Here is an 8,287-nt window from a genome sequence, read left to right on the forward strand (position 1 = left end):
TACGGCAGCGCCTCGTCCGGCACCACGTAGACGTCGCCGTCGCGCTGGGACAGGTGGAAGCCGCGCCGGTCGGGCCGGTCCCGGTCGTCGATGGTCGGCCGTCGCGGCGACGCGCCGCGACGGCGGCGGGTTCCGCGTCGCCCTCGCCGACGGGCGCACCGTCGACGCCCGGCGGCTGCTGGTCACCACCGGCCTGGCGGACGAGCTGCCCGACGTGCCGGGGCTGGCCGGTCGGTGGGGCCGCGACGTGCTGCACTGCCCGTACTGCCACGGGTGGGAGGTGCGCGACGTGCCGCTGGTGGTGCTGGCGACCGGCCCGCTGGCCGCGCACCAGGCGCTGCTGTGGCGGCAGTGGAGCGCCGACGTGACCGTCGTGCGGCACACGCCGTGCGCGTTCACCGCCGAGGAGGACGAGCAGCTCGCCGCGCGGGACGTACGCGTGGTCGACGGCCCGGTCGCCGCGCTGGTGCTCGCCGGCGACGCCCTGGCCGGGGTGCGGCTGGCCGGCGGCGAGGTGCTGCGCTGCGGTGCGGTGGTGGTGGCTCCCCGCTTCCACGCCCGCGCCGACGTGCTGGCGTCGCTGGGCCTCGCGCCGGTGACGCAGGAGATGGGCGGCCAGGTGGTGGGCAGTGCGGTGCCGGCGGGCCCGGCCGGCGCGACCGAGGTGCCCGGCGTGTGGGTGGCCGGCAACGTCACGGATCCGCGCGCCCAGGTGATCACCTCGGCCGCCGCGGGGCTGGCCGCCGGCGCGGCGATCAACGCGGACCTGACCGCCGAGGAGACCCGCGCGGCCGTCGCGGCCCGCCGGGTGCCGGTCGCCGGCTGAGCGTCGGGCGGGCGTAGGGTCGGCACCAGCCGAGCGGAGCGGGGGCGACATGGTCGGTACGGGTGCGCTGGTGGGCATCGCGCTGGTGGCGCTGGGGCTGGTGCTGACGCCCGGCCCGAACATGGTCTACCTGGTCTCGCGGTCGGTCACCCAGGGCCGGCGGGCCGGGCTGGTCTCGCTGCTCGGCGTCGCGGCCGGCTTCGGCGTCTACCTGGCCGCCGCGGTGGCCGGCATCGCCACCGTGTTCGTGCTGGTGCCCGCTCTCTACACGGCGGTGAAGCTGGCCGGCGCGGCGTACCTGCTCTGGCTGGCCTGGCAGGCCCTGCGCCCCGGCGGGCAGTCGCCGTTCACGCCGGCGCCGCTGCCGCCGGACCCGGCGCGGCGGCTGTTCACGATGGGCCTGGTCACCAACCTGCTCAACCCGAAGATCGCCATCCTGTACGTGTCGCTGCTGCCGCAGTTCATCGACCCCGCGCGCGGCGACGTCGCGGCGCAGAGCCTGCTGCTGGGGCTGACCCAGATCGCGGTGGCGCTGACGGTGAACGCGCTGATCGTGCTCACCGCGGGCTCGCTCGCCGGGTTCTTCGCCCGCCGGCCGCTCTGGCTGAGGGTGCAGCGGCTGCTGACGGGCACGGTGCTGGCGGCCCTGGCGGTGCGGATCGCCGCCGACCGCTCCCGGGCCGCCGTCGCCATGCCCTGACATCCGTCCGCCGGTCGCGCCCTGACACCGGGGGTCAGGCGCCCGTCGGGCGGCGGCCGGTCGCGGCGGTGGTGCCGCGACCGGCCCTGCGCTCACCCGGGACGGGTCAGCGCAGCTTCGCGAAGAAGGCGCGGATGTCGGCCGCGTGGGCCAGCGGCTCCTCCATCGCCACGAAGTGGCCTCCGGGGTTGCCCTGCGGCCAGTGCACGATGGTGTTGTCCCGTTCGGCGAGGCGCCGCATCAGCGCCGACCCGCCACCGTAGACGCCGGACGGCACCCGCTTCTGCCCCTTGGGCCACGCGAAGCCGCCGTCGCCGGCCACCGTCGCGCCCTCGTACATGAGCCACGACGACGAGCCGGACGTGCCGGTGAACCAGTACAGGCTCACGTTGGTCAGGATGAGGTCCAGGTCGATGACCTGCTCGGGGGTCGCCGCCGTGATGGTGAACTCCTTGAACTTCTGCGTCATCCAGGCCAGCAGCCCGACCGGCGAGTCCTGCCACGCGTACGCGAAGGTCTGCGGCGCGGCCCGTAGCAGCGCGTGGTGGTCCACGCCGCCGCTCATCCACTGCTGCATCTGCGCCCACTCGGCCCGTTCGGCCTCGGTCATGTCCGGCACGTCGGCCTCGGTGGGAAAGCCGAATCCGCCGTCGATGTGCACGCCGACCACGTGCTCCGGCGCCACCGCGGCCACCTCGGGCGCCACGTACGCGCCGAGGTCGCCGCCCTGGGTGCCGTACCGCTGGTAGCCGAGCCGGCGCATCAGTTCGGCCCACATCCGGGCGACCCGGGCGACCGTGAAGCCGGTCTCCGGCGGGGCCTGCGAGAAGCCGAATCCCGGAACCGAGGGCACCACCACGTGGAACGCCTGCGCCGGGTCCCCGCCGTGGGCCGCCGGGTCGGTCAGCGGGCCGATCAGGTCGGCGAACTCCACGAACGAGTTCGGCCAGCCGTGCGTCAGGATCAGCGGCAACGCGTCCGGCTCCGGCGAGCGCACGTGCAGGAAGTGCACGTCCAGCCCGTCGATCTCGGTGACGAACTGGGGAAACCCGTTCAGCCTCGCCTCGTGGGCCCGCCAGTCGTACTTCTCCGCCCAGTACGCGGCCACGTCGCGCAGGTGCTCCACCGGCACCCCGCGGCTCCAGCCGGCACCGGGAAGCTGCCGGGGCCAGCGGGTCCGCACGAGCCGGTCGCGAAGGTCGTCGAGGTCTGCCTGGGGGATGTCGATCCGGAACGGAGTCATGCCGCAACGCTAGAAGCCATGTAGGTCAGACTCTGGCACACATGACCGACGCGCGCCGATCGTCGGCCGGATCTCGTGGCGCGTGCGACCGGTCGGTGGCCGCGCGGCCGGCGGCGGTTCCGGCTCCCGGTCAGAGCGCGTCGGGCTGGCCGAGCGCCGGGTGCCGCTCGCCGGGCGCGGCGTGCCAGGTGGGCGCGTCCTCGCGCAGCGTCGTGTCGATGCGCAGCCGCGCCCAGCCGTCGAGCTCCGGCAGGTCGGCCGGGTCGAACCAGGCCACCTCGGTGGACTCGTCGTCGTTGACCCGGGGCTCGCCGCCCACGGCCCGGCACCGGAACCACACGTTCAGGTATTCGCAGGCGTCGCCGTTGGGGTAGACGACCGGGTGCGTGGCGACGCCACCGACGCGCTCGATGCGCACGTGCACGCCCGTCTCCTCGTACACCTCCCGCAGGAGGGCGTCGGCCGGTTGCTCGCCGGGGTCGACGAGGCCGGCGGGCAGGGACCAGCGGCCGTTGTCGGCGCGGCGGGCCAGCAGCACCCGCCCGGCGTCGTCGCGCACGACCGCGCTGACCCCGGGCAGCAGGAGCAGGTCCGTGCCGACGTGGGCGCGCAGCTTCGCGACGTACGGGGAGACGGCCACCCGGTCACGCTAGCCGGTGGCGTCGCGGTGCCGGCGCACCATCCCGGCGGCCAGCGGCGCGGCGTCCATGTCGCCGGCGGCGACCCGGGCGGCGACGGTACGCCGCACGATCCGGTCGGCCAGGGCCGGCGCGTGCCGGCCGAGGGCCAGTTCGAGGCGCCCGCGCCGGGTGGTGGCCACGTCCCGGGGGGCGCGGCGCGCGGTGGCGGCGCGCAGGATCGCCCCGACGACCCCCTCCACGGGCTCGAGGCGGGACACCCCCCGCAGCGACAGGCCGGCCTCGGCGGTGCTGTCGTGGATCGGCGAGGCGACCATGCTCGGGTAGACGACGCTCACCCCGACGTGGGTGCCGACCTCGTGGCGCAGCGCGTCGGCGTAGGCGACCAGGGCCCGCTTGCTGACCCCGTACGCGGCGGCCAGGGGCAGCGGCAGCACCGCCATCCGGCTGGCCACGAAGACCACCCGGCCGCGCGCGGCCTCCAGGGCGGGCAGCGCGGCGGCGGTGGTCCGCCAGGCGGCGAGCAGGTTCACCTCCAGTTGCCGGCGCACCACCTCGTCGGGCGGCAGCTCGGCCGGGGCGGGGCCCCCGACGCCGGCGTTGTTGACCAGCAGGTCCAGCCCGCCGAGCCGGTCCACGGCGGCGGCGACCGTCGGCGGCACGGCGGCCGGGTCGGTCAGGTCGCAGCCGAGCACCGGCACGTCGTCGGTGTCGGCCGGGTGGCGGTCGACGCCGACGACCCGCGCCCCGGCCGCGGTGAACGCGGCGCACAGCTGCCGGCCGAAGGTGCCGCTGGCCCCGGTGACCAGCACCCGGCGGCCCGCCAGGGCGCTCATGCCGCGGCTCCGGCACGGCGGGCGCCGGCGACCAGTTCGCGCCTCAGCTCCGCCAGGTACGCGTCGAAGTCCACCCGCATCGCGGGCCGGCGCTGCCCCCACCGAGCGGTGGCGGCGCGCAGCTCGGCGCGGCAGGCGGCGCGCTGCGCCTGCGGGTCGGGCAGCGCGTACCGGCCGGACAGCTGCGCCGCGACCAGCTTGGCCTGCGCCTCGACCAGCGGGAACGCGGCGCCGGTGGACTGCATCAGGCCGACGAACGCCAGCCCGGGCGCGTCCAGGTGGAACACGTGCCGGTACAGCGGCAGGGTGTCCGCCCCGTCGCCGAGCAGCGCGGGGTCCAGGAACGGGACCTCCACCCGGTAGCCGGTGCACCAGATCACCAGGTCGACCTCCTCGACGCGGCCGTCGGTGAAGGTGACGCGGTCGCCGTCGAAGCCGGCGATGCCGGGGCGGGGCTCGATCTCACCGTGGGTCAGCCGCGACAGCAGCCCGTCGGAGAGGGTCGGGTGGTCCTGGAGGAAGCCGTGGGCGGGGGCGGGCAGGCCGTAGCGGGTGGGCGGGCCGACGGTCGCGGTGAGCAGCCGCTGCGTGATGCGCTGGCGCAGCCGCCACGGCAGCCGCCGGGCCAGGGCGCCGTTGAGGGTGTCCGACGGGCGACCCAGGAGGTGCTTCGGCACCACCCAGACGCCCCGGCGCAGCGACAGCAGGGTGCGCCGGGCCGCGTACGAGGCGTCCACGGCGATGTCCATCGCGGAGTTGCCGCCGCCGACGACCAGGACCCGCCGCCCGGCGAGCTGTTCGGGCCCCCGGTAGGCGTGGCTGTGCATCTGCTGCGCGGTGCACTCGCCGGCGGTGGCGGGCGACTTCGGCGCGCGGTTGTGGCCGTTGGCGACCACGACGGCGTCGACGGTGACCTCGACCGGGCCGTCGGGCCCGTCGGCGTGCACCGTCCACCGGCCGTCGTCGCCGCGGGCGACCCGGTCGACGGTGTGCCGCAGCCGCACCGCCTCGTGCAGCGCGAACCGGTCGGCGTAGTCGGTGAGCCAGCCGGCGACGCGGGTGTGGTCGGGATAGTCCGGCCAGTGCGCCGGCATCGGGTGGTCGGCGAACTCGGTGCGCGCCTTGCTGGTGTTCAGGTGCAGCGTCCGGTACGCGGGCGAGCCCGGCGCCCCGTACACCCAGAGGCCGCCGACCCGGTCGGCCGCCTCGAAGCAGACGGCGGGCACGCCGACGTCGGCGAGCGCCTTGAGGGTGGCCAGTCCGGCCGCGCCCGCGCCGATGACCGCCACGGATGGCTGTGCGCCCATCGCCGGCTCCTTCCCGTTAATCCAACGTGCGTTGGATAATGGACCGGCGCGGGCGGCGCGTCAAGGTGTCGCCGGCCCGTACAGCCCGTCGAGGAAGCGGTGCACGAACGCGCGGAACTCCCGCCGCTCCCGCGCCTGCGACCCCCCGCCGGCGGCCAGGGCCACCACGTGCCCGTGCACCGCCCACACCAGGCTGCGCACCGTCACGTGCGGCGTCGGCTCGACCAGCGCCCCGCTCGCCGCGGCGGCGGTGAGCAGGTCGGCGACGAGCCGGTACAGCGGGGCGGCGTACCGCTCGTCGAGCTCGGCGTGCCGCTGCGGCTCCAGCCAGCGGCGCAGCCACAACGCGGTCGTCTCCGGCCGGTCCTCCAGGAAGTCCACGAACACGTCCACCAGGTCGTGCAGCGCGCGCCGGGCCTCGACGGGGCCGCTGTCCAGCGCCTGCCGCGCCCGCCCGGCCGCCGCCTGGAGCACCTCCCGCTCGGCGGCGAAGACCCGGGCGAAGCAGGCGTCGTAGAGCTGCGCCTTCGTACCCGTGTGGTGCGAGACCGTGGCGACGTCGACGCCGGCCGCCGCCGCGACCTCCCGCAGCCCGACGGCGTCGAAGCCGCTGCGGGCGAACAGCGCGGTCGCGGCCGTGAGCACCACCTCCCGGGTGGGCCTGGTCTCCTCGCGGCGGGGCCGCCCGGGTCGGCGGCGGGGCATGGTCATGGCCGCCATTCTGCCCCTACAATCCAGCATCCGTTGGATTGCGGGCGGCGCGCCCGGAGAGGAAGGCCGCCATGACCGGGCTCGACCAGCACCAGGCCGACACGGACACCACCACCCTGCCCCGCGGGCCGCTGCTCGGCTTCGCCGCCGGTTCCCTCGGCATGGGCGTCTGGGTGACGGTCCCCGGCCTGCTGCTGCTCTACTTCCTCACCGACGTGCTGGCCGTCGCCCCCTGGCTGGCCGGCCTGGCGCTGCTGCTGCCGAAGGTCGCCGACGTGCTGCTGCACCCGTGGATCGGGCACCGCTGCGACGTCGAGCAGACCCGCCGGGGCGACCGGCGCCGGCTGCTGCTGCTCGGCTGTGCCCTGCCGCTCGCCTTCGCCACGCTGTTCGCCGTGCCCGGCGGGCTCACCGGCGCGCCGGCCGCCGCCTGGGTGGCGGTCGCGTTCGTGGCCGGCAACCTGCTCTTCGCCGCCTACCAGGTCCCCTACCTGGCCACCCCCGCCGACCTGCGGATCGGCTATCACGAGCGGACCCGCCTGATGGCGTTCCGGATGGTGGTGCTGACCCTCGGCATCCTCGCCTCCGGGCTGCTGGCGCCCCTACTGGCCGGCGGCGAGGACGCCACCCGCCCCGGCTACCAGCGGATGGGCGTGCTGCTGGCCGCCGGCATGCTGGCCGCGATGCTGGTCGGGGTGGCGGGCATCGCCCGGCTGCGCCGGGCCGCCGCCGCGACGCCCGCCCCGCACGGCGGCGGCTGGCGGGGGCTGGCCGTGGCGCTGCGCGACCGGCAGTTCCGCTGGCTGGTCGCCGCCTACCTGGCCATGTCCACCACCACCCACCTGGTCCTGGCCGCGGTGCCCTACTACGCCGAGTACGAGCTGGGCCGCCCCGGGCTGACCACCGTGCTGGTGGCGGCCTTCGTCGCCCCGGCGCTGCTGGTCACGCCGGCCTGGCTGGTGCTCGCCCGCCGGGTCGGCAAGCAGCGGGCGCTGCTGGGCGCCCAGGGCGCCTTCGCGGCCGGCTCGCTGGTCCTGGCCGTGGGCCGCCCGGCGGGGCTGCCGGTGCTGGTGGCCGCCGTGGCGGTGCTCGGCGTCGCGTTCGCCGGTATGCAGCTGCTGCCGTTCTCGATGGTGCCCGACGTCATCCGCGCCGGCGGCGGCGCGGCCGGCACCTACACCGGGGTCTGGACCGCCACCGAGGCCACCGGCGCGGCGCTGGGCCCGTGGGCGTACTCGCTGTGCCTGGCCGCGGGCGGGTTCGTGGCCTCCACCGCCGGCGACGGCGTCACCCAGCCCGACGACGCGCTGACCGCGATCCGCTGGGGCTTCGGGCTGCTGCCCGCGGCGGCGATGCTCGTCGCGCTGCTGCTGCAACGCCGCTACACCCTGGACGGGGCGGCCCGCACGGCCGGCTGACCGGCCCGGCGCGCGCCCGAAGGACCGGCCCGGCGCGCGCCGGGTCGGCGGCGCGGCGGGCTTCCGCTCCGCTCGAACCGACGGTCCACGCCGGCGCGGCCGGCCCGACGCCGGACCCGGGGCGGGCGCTGCGGCGGCGGCCGCCGGGCCCGGCAGTAGACTCCGCCCTCGATGGACGCCCAGCCCGCCACCCCCACCGACACCCGCCCCTGCGCCCACTGCGGACGCGACGTGCCGCAGCGCGTGGGCGCGGGCCGGCCGTTCCGCTACTGCCGCGACAACGACGGCGCCTGCCAGCGGGCCTCCCGCAACTCGCGGATGCGCCACCGCAACGCCCCCGGCCTGCCCGGTCAGGTGGCCCGCACCTGGGAGGCGGTGGACCGGCTGGAGCAGGTCGCGGAGACCCTCGCCGAGGCGCTGCACGCCGAGCTGTCCCCGGTCGGGGTGGAACGCCAGCTGGCGCAGGCCCGCGCCGACGCCGCCACGCAGGTGGCGGCGGCACAGACCGAGCGGCGCCGTTCTCCACGTACCGGATCGCGCTGGTCTCGCTGTCGGCGACCCAGAGCCGGGCACCGTCGGCCGAGACCGAGAGGCCGGACGGCTGCGCC

8 protein-coding genes and 1 pseudogene are annotated in these 8,287 nt (G+C 76.7%); 4 read left to right on the forward strand and 5 right to left on the reverse strand.

The window, feature by feature from the left end; translation table 11 throughout:
- Both ACWENR_RS27935 and ACWENR_RS27940 read left to right on the forward strand, forming a co-directional pair.
- Positions 1-826 (forward strand): NAD(P)/FAD-dependent oxidoreductase (locus ACWENR_RS27935; protein ID WP_452279932.1); only part of this gene is annotated, 826 nt, incomplete at its 5' end.
- 49 nt (positions 827-875) lie between these two features.
- Entirely contained in the window at positions 876-1,526 is a 651-nt protein-coding gene (locus ACWENR_RS27940; protein WP_452279933.1) for a LysE family translocator, read from the forward strand.
- A gap of 106 nt (positions 1,527-1,632) precedes the next feature.
- Here the strand turns inward: ACWENR_RS27940 and ACWENR_RS27945 are convergent, their stop codons facing one another.
- From ACWENR_RS27945 to ACWENR_RS27965, 5 genes are all read right to left on the reverse strand, one after another.
- Complete coding sequence (locus ACWENR_RS27945) at positions 1,633-2,769, reverse strand: epoxide hydrolase family protein (RefSeq protein ID WP_452279934.1); 1,137 nt, start codon at positions 2,767-2,769, stop codon at positions 1,633-1,635.
- Positions 2,770-2,899: 130 nt separating this feature from the next.
- Positions 2,900-3,409, reverse strand: a complete 510-nt coding sequence (locus ACWENR_RS27950) for an NUDIX hydrolase (protein ID WP_452279935.1) — start codon at positions 3,407-3,409, stop codon at positions 2,900-2,902.
- A 9-nt stretch (positions 3,410-3,418) separates the two neighbouring features.
- Positions 3,419-4,243 (reverse strand): SDR family NAD(P)-dependent oxidoreductase, encoded by an 825-nt coding sequence (locus ACWENR_RS27955; protein ID WP_452279936.1) that lies wholly within the window; start codon positions 4,241-4,243, stop codon positions 3,419-3,421.
- Entirely contained in the window at positions 4,240-5,550 is a 1,311-nt protein-coding gene (locus ACWENR_RS27960) for a flavin-containing monooxygenase (RefSeq protein ID WP_452279937.1), read from the reverse strand. Before ACWENR_RS27960 ends, ACWENR_RS27955 begins: the two co-directional genes overlap by 4 nt.
- A gap of 60 nt (positions 5,551-5,610) precedes the next feature.
- On the reverse strand, positions 5,611-6,261 hold the full coding sequence (locus ACWENR_RS27965; RefSeq protein WP_452279938.1) for a TetR/AcrR family transcriptional regulator: 651 nt from the start codon (positions 6,259-6,261) through the stop codon (positions 5,611-5,613).
- A gap of 71 nt (positions 6,262-6,332) precedes the next feature.
- Here ACWENR_RS27965 and ACWENR_RS27970 point away from each other — a divergent pair, with 71 nt between their 5' ends.
- Entirely contained in the window at positions 6,333-7,679 is a 1,347-nt protein-coding gene (locus ACWENR_RS27970) for an MFS transporter (RefSeq protein WP_452279939.1), read from the forward strand.
- 171 nt (positions 7,680-7,850) lie between these two features.
- A pseudogene (locus ACWENR_RS27975) lies at positions 7,851-8,287 on the forward strand (hypothetical protein); the annotation flags it as partial.

Source organism: Micromonospora sp. NPDC004336 (assembly GCF_053602615.1).

What these genes read in the sequence shown, in the direction of transcription:
- ACWENR_RS27940 (WP_452279933.1), top strand. Translation starts at nt 876, where the DNA reads ATGGTCGGTACGGGTGCGCTGGTGGGCATCGCGCTGGTGGCGCTGGGG.
- ACWENR_RS27965 (WP_452279938.1), bottom strand. Translation starts at nt 6,261, where the DNA reads ATGACCATGCCCCGCCGCCGACCCGGGCGGCCCCGCCGCGAGGAGACC.
- ACWENR_RS27960 (WP_452279937.1), bottom strand. Translation starts at nt 5,550, where the DNA reads ATGGGCGCACAGCCATCCGTGGCGGTCATCGGCGCGGGCGCGGCCGGA.
- ACWENR_RS27970 (WP_452279939.1), top strand. Translation starts at nt 6,333, where the DNA reads ATGACCGGGCTCGACCAGCACCAGGCCGACACGGACACCACCACCCTG.
- ACWENR_RS27945 (WP_452279934.1), bottom strand. Translation starts at nt 2,769, where the DNA reads ATGACTCCGTTCCGGATCGACATCCCCCAGGCAGACCTCGACGACCTT.
- ACWENR_RS27955 (WP_452279936.1), bottom strand. Translation starts at nt 4,243, where the DNA reads ATGAGCGCCCTGGCGGGCCGCCGGGTGCTGGTCACCGGGGCCAGCGGC.